This is a genomic window from Vulcanisaeta distributa JCM 11216 (assembly GCF_001315985.1).
GTDB lineage: Archaea > Thermoproteota > Thermoprotei > Thermoproteales > Thermocladiaceae > Vulcanisaeta > Vulcanisaeta distributa_E.
In genome coordinates this window covers 23,362-40,900 of the sequence record NZ_BBBI01000010.1, presented here as the reverse complement: position 1 = coordinate 40,900, position 17,539 = coordinate 23,362, and the positions used below count along the sequence as shown (strand labels likewise).

The 17,539-nt window shown below is 48.5% G+C and carries 26 protein-coding genes, 2 tRNA genes and 3 pseudogenes; 12 read left to right on the top strand and 19 right to left on the bottom strand.

Translation table 11 applies throughout. From position 1 onward, the window contains the following. Positions 1-15 precede the first annotated feature (15 nt). Positions 16-119 (bottom strand) — tRNA-Ser (locus JCM11216_RS09225). A 109-nt stretch (positions 120-228) separates the two neighbouring features. Here JCM11216_RS09225 and JCM11216_RS09220 point away from each other — a divergent pair. Next, positions 229-530 (top strand): annotated as a pseudogene (locus tag JCM11216_RS09220) (ATPase). 44 nt (positions 531-574) lie between these two features. Here JCM11216_RS09220 and JCM11216_RS09215 read toward each other — a convergent pair. The 4 genes from JCM11216_RS09215 to JCM11216_RS18535 form a co-directional block, all read right to left on the bottom strand. Continuing rightward, entirely contained in the window at positions 575-988 is a 414-nt protein-coding gene (locus JCM11216_RS09215) for a M20/M25/M40 family metallo-hydrolase (protein WP_054854030.1), read from the bottom strand. Positions 989-1,170: 182 nt separating this feature from the next. Then, entirely contained in the window at positions 1,171-1,902 is a 732-nt protein-coding gene (locus tag JCM11216_RS09210) for a M20/M25/M40 family metallo-hydrolase (RefSeq protein WP_243675903.1), read from the bottom strand. A 122-nt stretch (positions 1,903-2,024) separates the two neighbouring features. After that, entirely contained in the window at positions 2,025-2,243 is a 219-nt protein-coding gene (locus JCM11216_RS18540; protein ID WP_243675902.1) for a hypothetical protein, read from the bottom strand. Continuing rightward, the gene (locus JCM11216_RS18535) at positions 2,236-2,661 is read right to left on the bottom strand and encodes an ATPase domain-containing protein (RefSeq protein WP_243675927.1); all 426 of its coding nucleotides are present in this window, start codon (positions 2,659-2,661) and stop codon (positions 2,236-2,238) included. Before JCM11216_RS18535 ends, JCM11216_RS18540 begins: the two co-directional genes overlap by 8 nt. Before the next feature lie 240 nt (positions 2,662-2,901). On the opposite strand from JCM11216_RS18535, the gene JCM11216_RS09200 reads away from it, so the two are divergent. Then, positions 2,902-3,008 (top strand) — tRNA-Leu (locus tag JCM11216_RS09200). Positions 3,009-3,462: 454 nt separating this feature from the next. Here the strand turns inward: JCM11216_RS09200 and JCM11216_RS18530 are convergent. The 3 genes from JCM11216_RS18530 to JCM11216_RS09190 are packed head-to-tail and all read right to left on the bottom strand — an operon-like array spanning position 3,463 to position 5,454. Beyond that, positions 3,463-3,990 carry a glycosyltransferase family 4 protein gene (locus JCM11216_RS18530; protein WP_243675901.1) on the bottom strand — a complete coding sequence of 176 codons (528 nt, stop codon included), beginning with the start codon at positions 3,988-3,990 and terminating at the stop codon, positions 3,463-3,465. 59 nt (positions 3,991-4,049) lie between these two features. After that, a complete protein-coding gene (locus JCM11216_RS18525) occupies positions 4,050-4,727 on the bottom strand; it encodes a hypothetical protein (protein ID WP_243675900.1) in 678 nt (225 codons plus the stop codon). Continuing rightward, positions 4,714-5,454 (bottom strand): hypothetical protein, encoded by a 741-nt coding sequence (locus JCM11216_RS09190; RefSeq protein WP_054854028.1) that lies wholly within the window; start codon positions 5,452-5,454, stop codon positions 4,714-4,716. The genes JCM11216_RS18525 and JCM11216_RS09190 overlap by 14 nt, the downstream gene beginning before the upstream one ends. Before the next feature lie 157 nt (positions 5,455-5,611). On the opposite strand from JCM11216_RS09190, the gene JCM11216_RS09185 reads away from it, so the two are divergent. Next, positions 5,612-5,941, top strand: a complete 330-nt coding sequence (locus JCM11216_RS09185; protein ID WP_054854027.1) for a PaREP1 family protein — start codon at positions 5,612-5,614, stop codon at positions 5,939-5,941. A 145-nt stretch (positions 5,942-6,086) separates the two neighbouring features. On the opposite strand, the gene JCM11216_RS18520 is transcribed toward JCM11216_RS09185, so the two are convergent. From JCM11216_RS18520 to JCM11216_RS09175, 3 genes and pseudogenes are all read right to left on the bottom strand, one after another. Further along, entirely contained in the window at positions 6,087-6,788 is a 702-nt protein-coding gene (locus JCM11216_RS18520; RefSeq protein ID WP_243675899.1) for a 2Fe-2S iron-sulfur cluster-binding protein, read from the bottom strand. Next, a pseudogene (locus tag JCM11216_RS18515) lies at positions 6,785-7,545 on the bottom strand (xanthine dehydrogenase family protein subunit M). Before JCM11216_RS18515 ends, JCM11216_RS18520 begins: the two are co-directional and overlap by 4 nt. Positions 7,546-7,550: 5 nt before the next feature. Next, positions 7,551-9,850, bottom strand: a pseudogene (locus tag JCM11216_RS09175) (xanthine dehydrogenase family protein molybdopterin-binding subunit). A gap of 127 nt (positions 9,851-9,977) precedes the next feature. Here JCM11216_RS09175 and JCM11216_RS09170 point away from each other — a divergent pair. Further along, the gene (locus JCM11216_RS09170) at positions 9,978-10,376 is read left to right on the top strand and encodes a DUF367 domain-containing protein (RefSeq protein WP_054854026.1); all 399 of its coding nucleotides are present in this window, start codon (positions 9,978-9,980) and stop codon (positions 10,374-10,376) included. Continuing rightward, positions 10,364-10,534, top strand: coding sequence for a hypothetical protein (locus JCM11216_RS18510; protein ID WP_243675898.1), 171 nt, complete (start codon positions 10,364-10,366; stop codon positions 10,532-10,534). The genes JCM11216_RS09170 and JCM11216_RS18510 overlap by 13 nt, the downstream gene beginning before the upstream one ends. A gap of 3 nt (positions 10,535-10,537) precedes the next feature. Here the strand turns inward: JCM11216_RS18510 and JCM11216_RS18505 are convergent, their stop codons facing one another. From JCM11216_RS18505 to JCM11216_RS18495, 3 genes are read right to left on the bottom strand one after another with little or no spacing between them, the layout of a single operon-like run. Beyond that, a complete protein-coding gene (locus JCM11216_RS18505; protein WP_243675897.1) occupies positions 10,538-10,693 on the bottom strand; it encodes a hypothetical protein in 156 nt (51 codons plus the stop codon). Beyond that, a complete protein-coding gene (locus JCM11216_RS18500; protein ID WP_243675896.1) occupies positions 10,656-10,808 on the bottom strand; it encodes a hypothetical protein in 153 nt (50 codons plus the stop codon). The genes JCM11216_RS18505 and JCM11216_RS18500 overlap by 38 nt, the downstream gene beginning before the upstream one ends. Before the next feature lie 58 nt (positions 10,809-10,866). Further along, on the bottom strand, positions 10,867-11,238 hold the full coding sequence (locus JCM11216_RS18495; protein ID WP_243675895.1) for a hypothetical protein: 372 nt from the start codon (positions 11,236-11,238) through the stop codon (positions 10,867-10,869). 152 nt (positions 11,239-11,390) lie between these two features. On the opposite strand from JCM11216_RS18495, the gene JCM11216_RS09160 reads away from it, so the two are divergent. The 3 genes from JCM11216_RS09160 to JCM11216_RS09150 all read left to right on the top strand — a co-directional run bounded on the left by JCM11216_RS09160 (position 11,391) and on the right by JCM11216_RS09150 (position 12,636). Next, complete coding sequence (locus tag JCM11216_RS09160; RefSeq protein ID WP_243675894.1) at positions 11,391-11,525, top strand: transcription elongation factor subunit Spt4; 135 nt, start codon at positions 11,391-11,393, stop codon at positions 11,523-11,525. Between the two features lie 57 nt (positions 11,526-11,582). Continuing rightward, positions 11,583-11,981 (top strand): 30S ribosomal protein S24, encoded by a 399-nt coding sequence (locus tag JCM11216_RS09155; protein ID WP_054854025.1) that lies wholly within the window; start codon positions 11,583-11,585, stop codon positions 11,979-11,981. A 73-nt stretch (positions 11,982-12,054) separates the two neighbouring features. After that, complete coding sequence (locus JCM11216_RS09150) at positions 12,055-12,636, top strand: hypothetical protein (protein WP_243675893.1); 582 nt, start codon at positions 12,055-12,057, stop codon at positions 12,634-12,636. 89 nt (positions 12,637-12,725) lie between these two features. On the opposite strand, the gene JCM11216_RS18490 is transcribed toward JCM11216_RS09150, so the two are convergent. The 5 genes from JCM11216_RS18490 to JCM11216_RS18470 all read right to left on the bottom strand — a co-directional run bounded on the left by JCM11216_RS18490 (position 12,726) and on the right by JCM11216_RS18470 (position 15,680). Next, the gene (locus JCM11216_RS18490; protein WP_243675892.1) at positions 12,726-13,478 is read right to left on the bottom strand and encodes a radical SAM protein; all 753 of its coding nucleotides are present in this window, start codon (positions 13,476-13,478) and stop codon (positions 12,726-12,728) included. After that, the gene (locus tag JCM11216_RS18485; protein WP_243675891.1) at positions 13,424-14,152 is read right to left on the bottom strand and encodes a cobalamin-dependent protein; all 729 of its coding nucleotides are present in this window, start codon (positions 14,150-14,152) and stop codon (positions 13,424-13,426) included. Before JCM11216_RS18485 ends, JCM11216_RS18490 begins: the two co-directional genes overlap by 55 nt. 4 nt (positions 14,153-14,156) lie before the next feature. Next, complete coding sequence (locus JCM11216_RS18480) at positions 14,157-14,324, bottom strand: hypothetical protein (protein WP_243666711.1); 168 nt, start codon at positions 14,322-14,324, stop codon at positions 14,157-14,159. Further along, positions 14,309-15,130 (bottom strand): radical SAM protein, encoded by an 822-nt coding sequence (locus tag JCM11216_RS18475; RefSeq protein ID WP_243675890.1) that lies wholly within the window; start codon positions 15,128-15,130, stop codon positions 14,309-14,311. Before JCM11216_RS18475 ends, JCM11216_RS18480 begins: the two co-directional genes overlap by 16 nt. 178 nt (positions 15,131-15,308) lie before the next feature. Next, on the bottom strand, positions 15,309-15,680 hold the full coding sequence (locus tag JCM11216_RS18470) for a hypothetical protein (RefSeq protein ID WP_243675889.1): 372 nt from the start codon (positions 15,678-15,680) through the stop codon (positions 15,309-15,311). 235 nt (positions 15,681-15,915) lie between these two features. Here JCM11216_RS18470 and JCM11216_RS18465 point away from each other — a divergent pair, with 235 nt between their 5' ends. Genes JCM11216_RS18465 through JCM11216_RS18455 form a run of 4 tightly spaced genes read left to right on the top strand, consistent with a single transcriptional unit; the run spans position 15,916 to position 17,505 of the window. Further along, positions 15,916-16,383: an FAD-binding protein gene (locus tag JCM11216_RS18465; RefSeq protein WP_243675888.1), complete on the top strand. Its 468-nt coding sequence runs from the start codon at positions 15,916-15,918 to the stop codon at positions 16,381-16,383. Beyond that, a complete protein-coding gene (locus JCM11216_RS18460; protein ID WP_243675887.1) occupies positions 16,380-17,213 on the top strand; it encodes a hypothetical protein in 834 nt (277 codons plus the stop codon). Before JCM11216_RS18465 ends, JCM11216_RS18460 begins: the two co-directional genes overlap by 4 nt. After that, positions 17,210-17,410 carry a hypothetical protein gene (locus tag JCM11216_RS09130; RefSeq protein ID WP_243675886.1) on the top strand — a complete coding sequence of 67 codons (201 nt, stop codon included), beginning with the start codon at positions 17,210-17,212 and terminating at the stop codon, positions 17,408-17,410. Before JCM11216_RS18460 ends, JCM11216_RS09130 begins: the two co-directional genes overlap by 4 nt. Beyond that, entirely contained in the window at positions 17,344-17,505 is a 162-nt protein-coding gene (locus JCM11216_RS18455) for a 4Fe-4S dicluster domain-containing protein (protein WP_243675885.1), read from the top strand. Before JCM11216_RS09130 ends, JCM11216_RS18455 begins: the two co-directional genes overlap by 67 nt. Positions 17,506-17,539: the final 34 nt, after the last annotated feature.

Genomic DNA, 17,539 nt, shown 5'->3' with positions numbered 1-17,539 from the left:
AAGCAACAAACAATTTGGTGCCGGGGGCCGGGATTTGAACCCGGGCCCCCCCTTGCGGGGGACGGACTATCTGCCTACGGTAGCAGGCCCGCGCCTTGGACCTGGCTCGGCCACCCCCCCGGCGTTTTTCTTGGTTGGTTTTGTTTGTTTTAAGTTTTTTGTGTTGTGGGTTTCGTGGCTTCCTTTCTGGAATAAAATTTTAATAATGTCTTATGTCTTGCTTCGTTGATGGTTGGCAGAAGGTTTGTCAGGGCCTTGGTAATGGCAATGCTGGTGCTTAGTCTCGCGGCTTTAATAGTTCATGCCCAGGCCACTGATCAGGCGCAGGTTGAGGCGGCTAGGGCTTTGGCTGCTGGTATTGGCTTTGGGCTTGCGGCCCTTGGTGCCGGTATTGGTATTGGCATCGCTGGTGCTGCTCGGTAAGCGCCCTAGTTGAGAGGAGGGAGTTATTCGCGCTTTACCTGGTATTCGTCGCGTTGGCAGAGGCTATAGCGATCTACGGCCTCGTCGTCCTCTTCATACTATACTAATCTAAGTCCTCGAGAATAATCAGCATCAAAATAACCACTTTTAATCATAAAGAAATCAACCGCCTAACCAACAACGAGTAAAACCTGCTCGTCAACTCCAGGGACTTCACGCTCACGTACTCATTAGGCCCATGCTCATTGCCGCCTATCGGTCCGAAGTCCATTGTCTCAATACCGAGTGGTGAGAAGTACCTTGCATCACTTGCACCAGCCATCTCCATGACTCTAGCCTCAAGACTAAGCTCATTAAGTACCTCGCTGGCTAATTTAACGAGCCTTGAATCACGCGGAGTATACAAGTAACCCCCCCCACCACCCTCACCCTCGACCCTAACCTCAATTCCCTGGAAATCCTCCCTCAACGCCTCATTCATTGCCTCCTCAATGGCCTTCGTATCATCAGTCATGGCCCTGACATTAACCACGAACTCGTGGTAATCACCGACAACCCGATACACGTTTGGTGTTGCTGTGACGCATAAACGCTCTGAGCCTTGACCTTAGGTACGAACCTAGTCAACGGAAGTAAGGCCTAATGAGCCTTGTGAGCCCCACATCAACCTCCTGCTGTGGGCAATCGCCGCAGGGCTTGACCACGTCAGCCTCAATCCAGGTGGGCGTGACATTACTCTTGACAAAGCTACCCCCTAAGGCTAATTACGTACGCGTTGTTGAGCCATACGTATTGGGAGAGGGCAATGACTGGGTGCGTATCCACGCCGTGTACGAAGTAAGCGGCGTGGTATGGAGGCGTGACCTTATAATCAAGTTGAAACCTAATGGTCTCCCTACGCCCATTGACCACCGCCTTCTCAACCCTAGACCTAACCCTGGCATTGAATATCGCCCTCCTCCTATTTATAATGACCATCGAGTTCCCATCAGCATTAATGACATAGTTAGGTCTAAGACCATTACCCAATAGGTAATCCCTCACGGTCTTAGCTCCATTCTCACCGCCAATCTCCTCATCCGTGGTGAACGCCGCAATAACCGTACCCCTACCAATGCTCACCAAGTCCTCGAGCGCCCTGAGCACGGCAGCTACATTACCCTTATCATCAAGTGCACCACGTCCATAGGCAAGGTCACCCTCAACCGTTAACTTAAGCGGGTCGTACTTCCACTCACTGCGTATAAACGGAACAACATCAAGGTGCGCCAGAAGAAGTACGCGGGGGGGCTCGCCAGAACCAACTACACCAACCACGCTCCTATACCCATGACTAACAAGAACCTTCGTCTTAACGCCAAGCCCATTCAACACGCCCTCGACGAAATCAACAACGCCGGGGTCGGGCATTTTAGCATTGTCTGGGTCATTCACCGTGTTGAATTCTACGAGGACTTCGAGCAGTTTAAGTAGGTCCATGATTCACTGACCACCCTGCACCTGGATCCCTAGGCTTTCCAGGGTGTTCTTCAGCATGTTCTTTATTTCATTAATGTCCACGGGAACTATCGTGCCCTTAGCCGTGGTGAAGTAGTACCAATTCATCGAGTGCGACACCCCCCCTTCATCCTCTTAATCCTCAACCTCCTGACTGGTATGCCTAGGTTCGCCATGTTTTCATCAAACTCCATCTCGATTACGCCGTCAAACACGTACTCAATGCTGTTGAGTAGGTTATCAATGTCCTCCGTGGTAACGTGGGCGACTATGAACGTCACCATATTGTAGAGTCTAGACAGGGACTTTATCTGCTTAAGCATTGTGATTAAGCCCCCTTGGGTCAATGTTTATGAGGAGGTCATTTATGGAGTCGATTATAAGGCCGCGGGCACCCCTTGAATAGACCGCCTGGGTCACCTTGCTGATTAACTGCCCGGGGTCTAACTCGGTGATCATGTCAATGACGTTTGAGGCCTTAACCCTACGTTGGTCACTAAGTGAGAACCCATCAATTATGAAGAGCCTATTACTGAAGTCCTTCAAATCATTAACCACGGATTCCGGATTATCATCGAAAGATACGTAAACAAGCGGGTAATAACTCAGTACACTCCGGGCGAGTAATTTAACAAGTAGGGTCTTGCCCATGCCCAGATCTCCACGTATGAGGATCAAGTAACCAAAGGGAAAGCCCGTGGGTAGTAAATCTTCCAGAACCTGGCATTTAAGGAAATCCATGGCCAATCAGAATTAAAGATTATAATGAAATAATTAAGCATTACCTTGTACAAAAACTCCGGGCTCGTTAGGTGGGCTTTCACGTATTAAATACTCGTACAATTAAGCACAAATACTCTGAAACAACCATTTGAGTTGGTTAAGGAAATCCATGGCATATGTAATCAAACATCTTAAACACAGAGGCCATAAGGGAACCAGGGCAAAAAGTTAAAAAGACCGTAAATGCTAACTAATCCTGCGGGGGGGTGCCCGAGCCTGGTCAAAGGGGGGGCGGACTTAAGACTGCAGGTAAGACATCCGCTGGCGAAGGCCTGCGTGGGTTCGAATCCCACCCCCCCGCACCAGGAATCTGCAATCTCATTAATCTATGTTGTTATGGATTTATTTAAATCGATGTACCTTATTGTCGGTAATGTCGATTACCTTGGTCTTTTCATGAATTAATATTTATTGGGTAATGTGGTCATGGACGTACTAATGCTAATACTAACTCACTACTCAGTTCGTACACGATGTGCCTATGCACGTCATTCATGGTATTAAGCGGTGAGCACATTGTCTTGGTCACGGCCTTGCTTGCGTTTCTACGTGGTTTATTGGTTAGTCACGTGTTTGTGTAACCAGTATCCTTAATAGGGCAATGCTTATAACGACTATGTTCCTCCCATATCAAGCACAATGCGTGCCTACGGCATTATGGTAATATCACGCCGCTGATTTGCTCTCTATGGGATTGTGGAAAATGGCTTGGGTCGTCCACTTAACAGTTGGGCAATCCAATAACACCCTACTTGACCCCTAACGTAGGTATTCCTCGATCTTAATAGCCAGTTCCTTGACGAGCTTACTCATTAACAATTGCGATGCTCTCTCCCTGGCATTCCTACCCATCCTATCCCTCTCCTCAGGGTGATCAAGGAGCCTCTCCACGGCCTTGGCCGCGCCCTCTATGTCGTCTGGCCCATTCACGTGTATACCATCAACGCCATCCCTAACGACCCACTTCTGACCATAAACCGCGGAGGTTATTACGGGCACACCGCCATACATGAACTCCAGCTGTGTTAGTCCAAGGGCCTCCATCTTACTCATTATTATGTTCACGTAGGCCTCCTTAATCAACTTCTTCTTATCCTCAACACTCAACTCCCCCCCAGTCAATGTCACGTTACTCAAGCCCCTAGCCTCATTGACCACCTCATCCCACTGATCGCCAGGCTTACCAGCAATGACGAAGTGCACGTCACGCCTATGCCTAAGCAACTTGGCAACCCTAACAACGGCCAGTGGGTTCTTCCTATCCTCAACAGTGCCTAGGTAAGCCACGATCTTGGCGTCATCGGGAATCCTATACTTAACCCTGAAGTCACTTGGATCGACTACGTTTAGATCGGCAACCTCATCATCGTCAATGCCCCCCCCGGAAACACGTAGATTTGCTCGGGCCTTGCACCCATCCTAATCATTTCCTCACCCTCAAGCGGCGTTACACAAAGGACAAGGTTTGCCGCCTTGAATATCTCGGGAAACGCCATGTGGTTCCAGGCGAGCCTATACGTCCTCTCGACCACGTCATACCTCGTTGGGTCTGGCGGTTGGTAATGACTCATGTGGCCGAAGAACACGTTACCACCCTCAAGGCCGAATGTAGTCAGCATTCTCCTCCACATCACGTACTTAGCCGTATCCTCAGGCCCATTCCAAAGTGTGGAATGCGTTATCAATGAGTTCATGCCAAAGTTCTCGCCAATCCTCCTGAGCACATCAACGAAGTTCTTAAACATGATCCTCCTGGGAGGCCACTTGGCCATGTAACTATCAACCCTAATGGTTGGCAGCCCAATGGCTACGTCCTTCTCCTGAAATACGTAACCCTCCAACGACGTCTCCACAGCCCTCCTCCTAACGACCTCATTACCATCATGATAAATACTCGTTATTAGGTAGGCCTCATAACCAAGCCTAAGAAACCACTTAACCATCCTCTGAGCCACCAACTCCTGCCCCTTGGAATTGCTCGTCTGATACATTATAACGCCAATGACAGGCTTAGCCACCGCCATCACCCCCCCTCCTTTCATCCCTACTTCCTGACTGATCCCACCCACGCTCCAGGAACCTCCTCAACGGCTCTCTCAATGGAACCGCCAGCACAAGGCCTATGGCAACCCCCCCAAGCCCAATAGCCACCGCCCAGGCAAGTCCTTGGGCAAATATGTAGAGTATCGTGACATCAACCTTCATTACACTCAACGCTATTGTTATGACCATGTAATAGAGTATGAACCTAAAGGCGTCACCGACGAAGTTAAGCAGGGCCTGTGCGTATTGGTCATTCGCCGGATAACTACGTTTGAAATAATCACTTATCCAATCCACCATTATCAAACCAATGATTAATATAATAACGCCAGACACCAAGTACGGTAGGTATGTCAAAACGCTCTTCGACGTATCGTATAGGAAAGCTAGGTTTGGGCTCGCGTAGGATAGTTCAAGGAGTGCGTAGAAGATTGCGGCTATGTAAATGACCCACTTAACGAATAAGCCTAGGAAGTCGCCAGCCGTATAACCACTCCTAAGCAATGCACGACCGACCGAGGTCTTCCTAAAGAAGGCATCGAGGCCCGTAGTATATGATATCTTCTTAATTAGTATCTCCACGAGTCTCCCAACCACGTAACCAACGATTATTATAACCACGGCAGCTAGTACCGTGTAAAAAACACCCTGTGGTATAAAGCCAAATACCTCGGTCTGCGTTGTTGTTGAATTTACGGTAGCGCTCATTACTAAAGAGATTTACAGCAAGGTATTTATTATTTTGGTGAGAATGCTATTGACGATATGAGTTATCATATTAATGTTGTTAATTTAATATAATGTCTATTGAGTAAACATTAACAGACTTAGTTTTATAATTTGATTAGTATCGTGTACTTAAATTATGGAGGTTCGTATGAGAGGGTTAAACACGGAGACGCTGGCTAAGGAAAGACTTGAGGAGGCTATGAAGGAACTTGATGTGGCGGAGGTTTTCTTAAGGGAGGGCCTTATCAGGAACGCTGCGGGTAAGGCGTTCCTCTCATACCTAGCACTAAGGAATGTGAATTTACTTCAGGAAAAGTATCGCGGGAATAAACGTGTTGGGAATGTCGCTATACCGCTCTATGAGTGGATAGCCGCAGTAGTACCGACTAACGGAATGACTGAGCTGGGTGCGGAGATTGAGAGAATGGTCCTAGGCGTGGCCGAGTTAACGGCCATGGCCCTATAATTACATGAGTATCAATACAACGGTCCAGACCCGGAAGGCATTAGGAGTAAGATACCAAATGATGAAACGGCCACGGCATTAATTAAATCCTTCATAACTAAGGCGAGGGCGTTAATGAGCACTTTAAGTAGTGAGTCGAGTGGTATCAATACATCTGGCTAATGCCAGTGATGTAATTGTTAAGATTGTAGGTATTTGGCGGCTTTCTTAATGGCTTGATTATGTTTATGTAGCCTGTGCAGCGGCAGATGTTCTTGATGCTTAGTTTCAGTATGTCGTCATTAGCCGTTGGGTCTATGTTGGTGAGGTAGTCATGGGTCACCATCATGAAGCCGTGTGTACAATAACCACACTGCATTGCGTACTCCTCAAGGAATGCCCTCTGTATTGGGTGTAATTCCATGCCCTTACTCAAGCCCCTTATTGTTGTTACCGAGTGCCCTGAGACCCTGACCACAGGTACCATGCATGACTTAACGGCCCTACCATCAACAAGCACCGTACATGCACCGCACTTACCCTCATCACAACCTCTCCTGACCTCCCTAAACCCATGCCTCCTCAGGAAGTCGAGAAGCAATAGCCTTGGCTCAACTAGATCCTCAATCCACTGCCCATTGACGTTAACCCTAACCCTAACCAAGTCCCCCACATACTCAACACCATCCCTGAACTCCCACTTAATTAACTCGTCCTTAACAGGAGCCTTAATGTACTGCACCGAACCACTGGCTATCTCGGTCAAGGCCTTGGTTAGTAAGTTCCTGGCCACCTTAACCTTGTAATCACCAGGTGCGTGGGTATCCTCAAGGGGCTTGGCATCAATCGATGAGAATATGGAATTCACAATATCACTGACCTTAGCCCCCCAACCTCCTTAATCCCAAGCCCATTTAAGTGGCCGCTCACTAACACGGCTCTGGGTAAACCGCGCCAATGGCTATCCTGGAGTCTGTTATGACCCCCATCCTTTTCCTGATAGGTGACGGCTATGATAACGCTCGGGAATGACGCACCACCCCCCCTCCTAAAGAACTCATAAACGCCCCCCCTAGAGCCGTTGAGTGGTATCCTGACCTCCGTGATTAATTCACTGGGCTTTAGGTCGGTGGTGTATGGTCCCTTGTAGAGTTCTGAAACCTTAACGGTCCTCTCGACACCAATTCCCCCCCTAATCACGACCTCGGCATCCAAGGCTATCAGGCTGGGTAGTAATTAGCCGCTGGATCTGCATGGGCTAGGCTACCACCTATCGTGCCGAGATTCCTAACCTGAATATCCGCTATATGCCATGCAGACTCACTTAGTACCTTCGCATTGTCGTTAATGAGCTTGTTCATTGCAATGTCGTTATGCGTAACCAATGCGCCAATCCTTAGGTAATTGCCCTCAACCTTGACGTACCTAAGGTCATTAATGCCGAGTATGTCAATTAAGTACTTAACCTCAGTCATCCTAAGCTTGAGCATGGGCATTAAACTCATGCCACCAGCGAGCAACTTAGCATCGCCACCATACTCATTGAGTAGTTTCAACGCATCATCAATTGTCGAAGCCCTAATGTACTTAAATCCCCCCCTGGGAATACCAAGGGCGTAGGCCATGCCCATCACCCCCCCTCGACAGCCCTCATTATCTTATATGGCCTCAGTGGCAAGTCCGTTACTGCTTTACCAATTATTGAGGCCAGGGCATTGACTATCGCCGCAGGCACACCCATCATGGCCCCCCCCTCACCAACACCATGAGCCCCCCCAGAGACTAGGTGCTTCGTGGGTGTTTCAAAGTGTATGAACTCCACCTCCATACCCACGGCCTCAGCAAGCGTTGGCGTTTCATAGATATCGAGACTCGTCGTTAATGGGTTACCCTGATCATCATACATCAATTCCTCATAAAGCGTGAGGGCGAGACCATGCATTAAACCACCCATCAACTGACCATCAACAAACTCCCTCTTGAGTATCCTGCCAGCGTCATGGCTATCACGTACTTCCTAACCTTAATGTCGTACGTGTTTGGGTCAAGCTCTATAACGGCGAGCTGCGCCTGTATTGCGTATGTAGCTGATGAGTTGATTTTATCACCCTCTGCCGCCTTAACCGTTGGCGGCTGATAAAACACAGTAGCGCTCAATGATGCGTCCAAGCCCTCCGGTAGTGAGCCTGGGTCCCAATTAACTGATGATGTCATCCTCCTAATGTCAATCCTCCTACCTGGGTTGTTTATGTCATAGAACTGACCATTCTCATAACCAACCTTATCCGTACCAAGCATTGCCATGGCTATTCTCGTCAACTTCTCCCTCAATTGTCTCGCAGCAAGTATAGCCGCACTAACCACTATTGGGGGCGAACCTAGATGAGTATGAACCATCCGATAGTGCCCACGTCCTTGTCGTATCAACCCTATTCTCAACAATTATCACTGAGGGGTCGACACCCAGTTCTGAGGCGACAACCTCGGCAAGTGTTGTTTCGTGACCGAGCCCCCCCTCGTTGGTGCCATTAACGAAAACCCTAATGTACCCGCTCATGTCAAGGCTGATTGTTACGTAGGAACCAGAGCCGAGTGTGGGTATTTACGCTTGCTTGGTTCTATTGCTAAATCTGTGTAGCCTAAATTCGTGCCCGCCGGCTCTACGAGGACTGCAATACCAACACCAATATTCGGATTCTTCCTCCTCTCCTCAAGCCAACGCCTATACTCAGGCTCTATAGCCCTAACGACCCTCTCATAGTCCTGCCTTGGGTATAGGCCACCTGTGACCGTCTCGTAGAAGTACTCATCACCAATCTTCTTCGGGAACTCCCTAATTAAATTCTTAATCCTGAGCTCGAGCGGATCCACGCCTAGTTCACGGGCTAGTTCATTGACGGCAACCTCAAGCATGTAGTAGAACGGTGGGCCGCCATAAGACCTATTAAGGCCTGATGGTAGTTTATTTGTGACTATCACGTAATCCTCAACCTCAATGGCCCTAACATCATACGCCCCATTCATATTCCCATGAACCCTAAATAGAACGCCAGGATCAGGCGGCCTTGGATACGCACCAACATCCTCATAAAACCTATACCTAAGTCCCTGAATCATGCCATCTCTGGTCGCCGCAACCTCCACAACGCCCTTTCTGGCACCACCTGAGTTGCTACCAATTAAGTGCTCCGTCCTGCCCTCAATCCACTTAACAGGTCTGCCACTAAGTATTGACGCCGCAGCGGCCAGGGTTATATATGGGTATAGCATATACTTAGAACCAAAACTGCCGCCAACGTCCCTAGGGCCAAAGAGCCTAAGGCTACCCGTTGGTAGTCCCAGCGCCCTAGTTATGAAGTACGCTATTAGCATTGGCCCTTGAACATTAGCCCAAACATTTAATTCCCCATTTACGTAATGCGCAAGAACTCCATAGGTTTCCAAGGGCATTGCATTATATTTCTGATAATAAAACTCGCGCTTTACAATCACGGGAGCCTCAGAGAATGCCTTATCCACAGGCCCAAACTTCATGTGCCTATACATGGCTACGTTTGACTTTAACTCCTCATGAACAAGAACATCACCTCTCAACGCATCATCAAGCGTAAGAACAGGTTTTAATGGCTCGAAATCCACCTGAACATAATCAAGAAGATCCATAGCCCTGTAAGGGTCATCGGCAAGGACAACGGCTATCGGCTCACCAACAAAACGAGCCCTATCCCGCGCAAATGGATAATACTTAATCGGCACATCCACGGCGAGCGGGAATGGGTTGGGTATAACCTTAGCCAGGTCACTGGGCCCGTAGGCAATGCCTCCATGCTCAAAGACCCCGCTCAGGTCGACCTTCAGTATCCGGGCGTGGGCGTAGGGGGCTTCTGTAAATCGCCATGTAGAGCGTGCCTGGCGGTGTGGGTATATCATCAATGTACTCGCTAGAACCAGTCACTGCACGGAGACCTTCCCGATAATGAGGCAATTTACTCATTAACTCAGTATTTGGGGGATTGGTTATTAAAGTATTAAGTTATTAATAACGATATAAAGTACTATGGTGCCTAGGATATTCATCTATAGATTGCCACAAGACGATCCAAGGAAGAATACAGCCATTAAGCTGGCTAGATTTGGACTTGCGCAATTAGTGGATAGTATTAGGGCATTACCGAGCGGCTCAATAATGCTTGACCCAACCGCCAAGACGCCATTAACGCCCAGCGATAGGGATGTTGTCGTGTCACGGGGCCTATCACTGATTGATTGCTCATGGAAAAGGGCAACGGATATCCATGCCAAGTTTGTTAAGGGCCGTTTCATTAGGAGGAGACTGCCATTGCTCATAGCGGCTAACCCGACCCACTACGGTAAGCCCTACATCCTGAGTACGATTGAGGCAGTAGCAGCTGCTTTATACATAATGGGCTTTATGAATGATGCATGGAGATTCTAAGGCTGTATAAGTGGGGTCCAAACTTCGTGATAATTAATCAGAGGTACCTTGAGAGGTATGCCGCGGGTGATTTATCGCCGGAGAGGGAACTGCTTGGTGTTGATGATGTTGAGCATGGGCTTGAGCAATTAATGATGGCATTAACCAGGAATGACTAGCGGCTACTTCCTACTATTGGCGTATAGGCACACACCCCCCCTTAACGGGCATTCATCACAAAGTGGGTTATCGGTTAGGCAGTACTTCTTACCAATGGTAACCACGGAGGCATGCACCAACTTATAGGTGTATAAGTCCCTGGGTATTAACCCCCTCAAGCGTTTCCTTCCAGGAATCATAATCATCACCGGGATTAACGCCCAATACCCTACTGAGAACTCGCTTTGTATACTGCGAAATAGGTAGTGTTGGTATGTTCAGGGCGAAGAGCATTATCGAGTCCGCAGTCTCCCTACCAACACCCTCCTGATTAAGCAGGAAATCCCGGACATCACCCCCTAAGCCTCAGCCTTTCTAAACCGCCAATCATCGTAATGTTACGGGCAAGCTTAACAAGCCTTTGGGCCTTCGTGAACCGGTAATTAACGCCCTTAATTACCTCAGCCAGGTAATTAGGGTCGGCATTAGCAATACCCTCAAGAGTGTTTAAACCAAGTTTTCTGAGCCTATTAAGGATCTCGTGAACCACGTCCCAGCGGGTTTGTTGAACGAGTATTGCCGTGATTACGACCTCATCAGGCGTCTCCGCACCGCCCCCCCACCACCTAGTTGAATAGGCATCAGTGGGATACCAACCCACGCTCTCCAACTCGTCCTTAATGCTCTTGAGGGCTTCGATTAGTCTGTTCACGGTATCGTTCATTACCGAGCGTAATACCTGGATAAGTTTATTAAAGTAAACCCGCGCAACACGTGTAATGAGTGCGAGGGGTAGGAGACCAGTCAGGCGTAGCCATTGCCTGGCTACAAGGCTTGCAGGAATTGTAAGGCAGTGGTGCCTGAGGATGTTGATAAGTGCCAGTGTGCGGTGGTACTGACTTCACGAAGGATTGGATGGGCCTAATAATAATACTTAAGCCCGAGGAGTCCTGCATAGCCAAGAGACTTGGCATTACCAAGGCAGGCATGTACGCAATCGAGGTTTTATAGCCCTGGAAATAATTAATTTAATACTTATTAAGGGGGGGTTTCTCCACGTCAAGACTGATGTCAATACCAATGCCGAAATTACCGGAGGGCGTTGAGGCAGGTAAGCTCGTATTCAAGCTACTCAACATTAGGGAGAATAAGGTTATTGGCCGTAAGGAGGTCACCGCCGAGGCTTGGCACGTGGGCCTACCAACACCAAGTAGGGTTCAATTACGTGAGGAGATTGCCAAGGCCATGGGTGTTGATGCCAAGCAGGTATACATTATTAGGGTGATTACGGAGTACGGCAGGCACAGGAGTGTTATTGAGGCTCATGTGTATGATGATCCGAGCATGGGCGAGAGAGTAGAACCACTTTATATAAAGCTCAGGAACATGCCCAAGGAGGAGGCCAAGAAGATACGTGAGGAGATGAAGAAGAGGAAGACCGAGAAGAAGGCCGCGGCTAAGAAGTAGTAGTACACACCGTATAAATCTACACCTGTATAGATCAATAGATTTTTAAGTGAATAACTTCAGTAATGTACCTATGGATTTTAGGGAAGTCCCAATTAATGAATGCCCAATTAAGTACCTGGACACACTTCACCTAATACTATTCATACTTTATAAAAGGACCGAGTTCTGCAGAAACCTCGGCCTTAACTGCATGGACCTACCCGTACTAGCGACAACACCGCTTACCGTTAGGAATTGCGATAGGAATGATGTTCATAAGTTCTTTAGGCGTATGAGGAGGATTGTGGAGAGGATTGGTAATGAGATTGAGATTTTTAGGCTTGGCAAGTTAAGCGCTTCATTGACTATTGAGTTTGGGACTGGTAGTATTAGGATTCATGATAACTTTATTGTGAGCGATAGCGATTGTGATAAGGTTCAGTGTGTCACCGTGAATAACGTCACAACACTATACATGAGACTAATCATTAAATTGAGTGATAAGAACATAGTCGTCCTGAACGTACCTGACATCCTCATTTGGTTGGCAAGGGTTTATGGCTTAGATGCCGTGTATAGTGCGTTGAATATGGTGCATAATTATGTTGAGAATGGTACCTTCGGCAATGACCTTGATAAGGTCCTTGAGGTAGTTAGTAAGTGGGGGCGTTAATTTGGACAGGGATTCCTTTATTAATGCCACATTGCCTGGTAGGAGGAGCCTATTGATTTTGAGGGAGATATTGAGCAACACCACTTAACTCACTCACTGCGTCTAAGTAGTTTCTCTGTGAACCAGGGAACCAGGGAGTTCTTTATCGCGGACATTATCGTACCCAACCTACCATGTATCAACTCATGGATTAGGAAGCCAAGCCTACTGTAGTACTTCACGTAAGCCCACTGAAGCATTTTCTGGGCCTGCTCCTTAGTGAATTTGTAACCCCCCCTCATAACGGCCTTAAGCGTTGTCCAATGTTCCCAATTCCAATCCTCAATGAGGTTATCATTGAGCGCCTGGTAGTAAAGTGGTGTGCCTGGGTATGGCGTGGCGACTGTGAATTGCGCATATGTTGGGTTTAGCTTCATGGCGAACCTAACCGTGTTCTTCATATCGTCTATTGACTCCCATGGGAATCCTATCACGAAGGAACCCACGTGATCTATCTTAATCTCCTTAGCCCACTGGAATACCCTAACCGCCTGCTCAAGAGTTATCCTCTTACCAATCCTATTAATCGTGTCCTGACTCCCCGATTCAACGCCGAAGTATAGTGCGGTGCATCCATGTTTCTTCAGCGCCATCATCATGTCCTTATCAATGGTGTCAACCCTGGAACCACAGGAGAAGTTTATGTCAAGCTTTCTCTCCTCAAGCTCCCTGAGGAATTCATATACAAACCTCTTACCGAGTGTGAACTCATCATCGGTGAATACGATTATGTTCGTCTTATACGTATTCACGGCATCCTCAATCTCATCAGCCACGGCCTTAGCCGACCTATACCTAACCATCCTACCCCCCCAGAAGTATGATGTTGAGCAGAAGGAACAGCCGTACGGGCACCCCCCCTACTGGCCATTACGTGAACTATCCTAATTGGTTTACCGAATATAGTGTACTTATCCATGGGAAGTAGGTGGCGGGCAGGCGGTGGTAATTCATCGAGGTTCCTAATTGGTGGTCTATCGGGAGTCTTAATTACCTGATCACCATCCTTAAATGCCAAGCCTCTTATCGCCTTTAGGTGTGGCGGATCTAGTCCATACTTCTCCACCACGTTTATGAGCTCAAGGGTCGTATACTCACCCTCACCCCTGACTACCACATCCACATTATTGCTTAGTGCCTCCTCATACATGAACGTTGCATGTGGGCCACCCATTATCACTGGCAGGTCCCTATCATACTCCTTAATGGCTTTAATCGTTTCGTAGGCCTTGTAAACAGTTGGCGTTATTGCGGTTATACCAACAACGTCTGGCTGCCAGGACTTAACCTCACCCATGAATGCCCTCAAGTCGATACCCTCGGTCGGCGAGTCAATAATCCTAACCTTATGCCCAGCCCTCTCGAGCACGGCAGCGATCCAGGCAAGGCCGAGCGGCGGTGCCCTCAGACCAAGTACCTTATACAGCTCCAGCTTATCAATACCAGGTGGGACTGCGAGGAGGACCTTCACACTCATCGCCTCACTTGAAGTTTAACGGTGATACCTTCACCTTAATCCTCGGCACATCCTCCTGCAACTTCCTCCACTCGGCCGAGTTATATATACAGCCTGGGTCTGGGGCGAGCACGTCACCGAAGTAGTTATACGCCCTGGCCCTACAACCACCGCAAATCAGCTTATATGGCATTTGCCACAGAACCCCTCAAGTCTATCCCTATCCCTGAAGTTCTCCATGAATGGATCCATCCAAATATCCCAGAAGGACTTGGTCCTAAGGTTACCCACTGGGTATGGCAGGAATACGCATGGCGTTACCGTACCCTCGGGCTCGATGGCCGCATAAACACGGCCAGCGCCACAACCACCAATGAATTCCGTCAACTCCCTGGTTATTGGGTCGTTAGCGACCACGAAGTGCGTTGGTGAGACATCCTCACCATTACTTAATTGATTAACGACCCTGCCGTACTGAGGAGCCGTGCTTATGATCTCCATCTTCCTCCTCTTCATCTCCTTATAAATATGCCTAAGGAACTCCTCCCTCTCCTCGGGTGGCAGGTCAATCTCCAGGTTCTCACGTCCCCTACCTACTGGAACGAAGTTGAAGAACACAACCCTCTTAACGCCAATCTCCTGGGCCAGGTCAAGTATCTTATCAACCTCACTAATGTTGTACTTAGTCACCGTGAACGCCAACGCCGCACTAAAGCCAAGCTTAACGGCATTCCTAAGCCCCTGCACCGCCTTAGCCCAGGCACCTGGCACACCCCCCCTGAACTTATCATGTACATTAGGGTCGGCGGCATCGATGCTTATTTCCACGTACCTAAGCCCAAGCTTCTTGGCCCTCTCGGCAAACTCGATGTTTGCGAATGTTGTCCCATTGGTTGCAATGGCTGGATAGAAGCCCCCCCTCCTACCTATCTCAGCCAGTACTGGCCAGAAGTCCCTGTGAACCGTTGGCTCACCGCCTGACAACGCAATTGCTGGCACGCCGGCCTCATCAAGCTCCTTAACAACCCTAAGCTTCTCATCAAGCGTTAACTCATTGGGCAGTGGCTACCGGCGTTTTGGTAACAATGCATGCACTTTAGGTTGCAGGCGTTTGTGAAGTTCCACACTATGAAGAATGGGGCGGGGAGCTTCTGCGGCGTTGTGACGCCGAACAGCGCTATGCCCCCCTCAAAGTCGTGACTATGCCCCCCCTCCTAATCGCCGGGTCACTAAGCAATTCCTTAATTGGCTCCTCATCAGCATGGAGCCAGGCCGTGGCTAGCTTCATGCCCATCTCGAAGAATGGAGCCACGAAGTGAGCCACCGTTGGGCACTGGGATTCACCAGCGTACTTAGCCAACACCCACTCCATCAATGGCTTCTTCTCACCATTGAACTCCACCTCCTTAGTCAATACCCTGAGTGCCCACCTAACAATGCCCCCCCTATTCAATAATCTAATCGCGGCTATTAACGCACCAGCGCCATTTCCTGAATTCTCAATCTTCTTTTCAATCACATTATCAATACCTTCACCTAGTGATGACATATTGATCAATACCTCTTCAGGTGTCAAATTAAGCCTGTTTATTCGAGAAGCAGCGTGTTTTTTCCATGTGGTTTCTCGTATATGTTGTCTCTTTTTATAATCAGCCAGGATAGAGTCATGTCATTCTATTCCACAGGGTTCGCCCTCATCATCCCTAAGAAAAGAGAATTCAATTGAATTAAATAAGTCTATGTAGCACTAATACTTAATAAGGTGTATGTCTAATCCCTGACTCGTGGGGGGGACAAAGTTCGATGTAATAGTGGTTGGCGCCGGACCAGCGGGGGGGCTTACGGCTGCTCAGCAATTGGCAAGTAAGGGGGGGTTTAAGGTGCTCGTTATTGAGAGGGGGGGCAAGAAGCCAGGCAGTAAGAATGTCTTTGGAGGTAGGATCTACGCCCACGTCCTCGACAGGCTATACCCCCCCGAGTACGTCAAGGAGGCGCCAGTTGAGCGCTGGGTCAGGAGGGAGAGGATAACAATGATGACTGAGGATTCCTGGACTACCGTGGACTTCGAAACCACGAAGGTTGAGCATAAGTCCTTCACTGCATACCTAACAAACTTCGTTGAGTGGCTTGATAAGAAGGCAGAGGCGGCAGGCGCCGTAGTTGTCTCGGAAGTCCCAGTTGACTCATTAATAATTAAGGATGGGAGGGTTGTCGGTGTTAGGCTGGTAATGATGAGGTTTATGGTGACGTGACGATAATAGCCGAGGGAATAAATAGGCTAGTCCTAGAGAGGAGTGGTTTAGCCCCCCCTAAGTTAAGCCCGGAGATAGTGGCTCTCGGCGTTAAGGAGGTCATTAAGTTGAGTAAGGAGGAGATCAATGATAGGTTTAACCTGGATGAGGACGAGGGATTGGCATGGGTTGCGGCTGGATTCCCAACTCATTACCTACCGGGCGGCGCCTTCATATACACTAATAAGGAGGCCATAACCCTGGGCATAGTCCTATACCTAAGCTATGGTTATCAACTCGATGCGCCTATTCATGACCTTATTGAGGAATTTAGGCTACATCCAATGGTTAAGAGACTAATTAAGGGTGGCCAACTCCTTGAGTACTCAGCCCACCTAACGCCCGTTGCCGGCATCAATGCGGCGCCACCTAAATTATACGGTAATGGATACCTAGTTACCGGCGACGCGGCCGGCTTCCTACTACACCTAGGCATTCTAATCAGGGGGGGTGTGGACTTCGCCATTGAGAGCGGTAGGGTGGCTGCGGAGGCCGTTACCAAGGCCCATGACTTGGGTAAGTACGATGAGGAATCTCTATCGGTATATACCAAACTACTTGAGGAATCCTTCGTACTTAAGGAACTTAAAACCTTTAAGAATGCACACAAAGTTTTAATAGAACCGAGGCTGTACAGTGATTACGTGAGGATGATAAATAACCTATTGAGGAGGTACTTCGAGGTTGATGGAACACCCAAGAAGATAGGCTCAACATTCCTAGAGAGTAAGGGTAAGTTAACATTAATCGACCTTGCGAAGGACGCAATTAGGCTGGTGATGAACCTATGAGCCTGGACAGAAAGATAATAATCGAGGAGAGACTAAATAGCAATGCCTGGGATGTCGACCAGAGGCCTCACATTAGGATTATAGACCCTGACCAATGCAGGAAGTGCGATAAGAAGCCCTGCCTATACCTATGCCCAGCAAGGTGCTACACACCAGGTCCAGACGGCACGGTAGTATTTTCGCACGAGGCTGCCTAGAATGCGGTACATGCCGCGTGGTCTGCCCAGAGAACAACATTGAGTGGAATTACCCCCCCAAGAGCGGCTTTGGTGTTCAATACAGGTTTGGTTGATTTAGGCTTAGTAAAAATCATTAATGATGAAAAT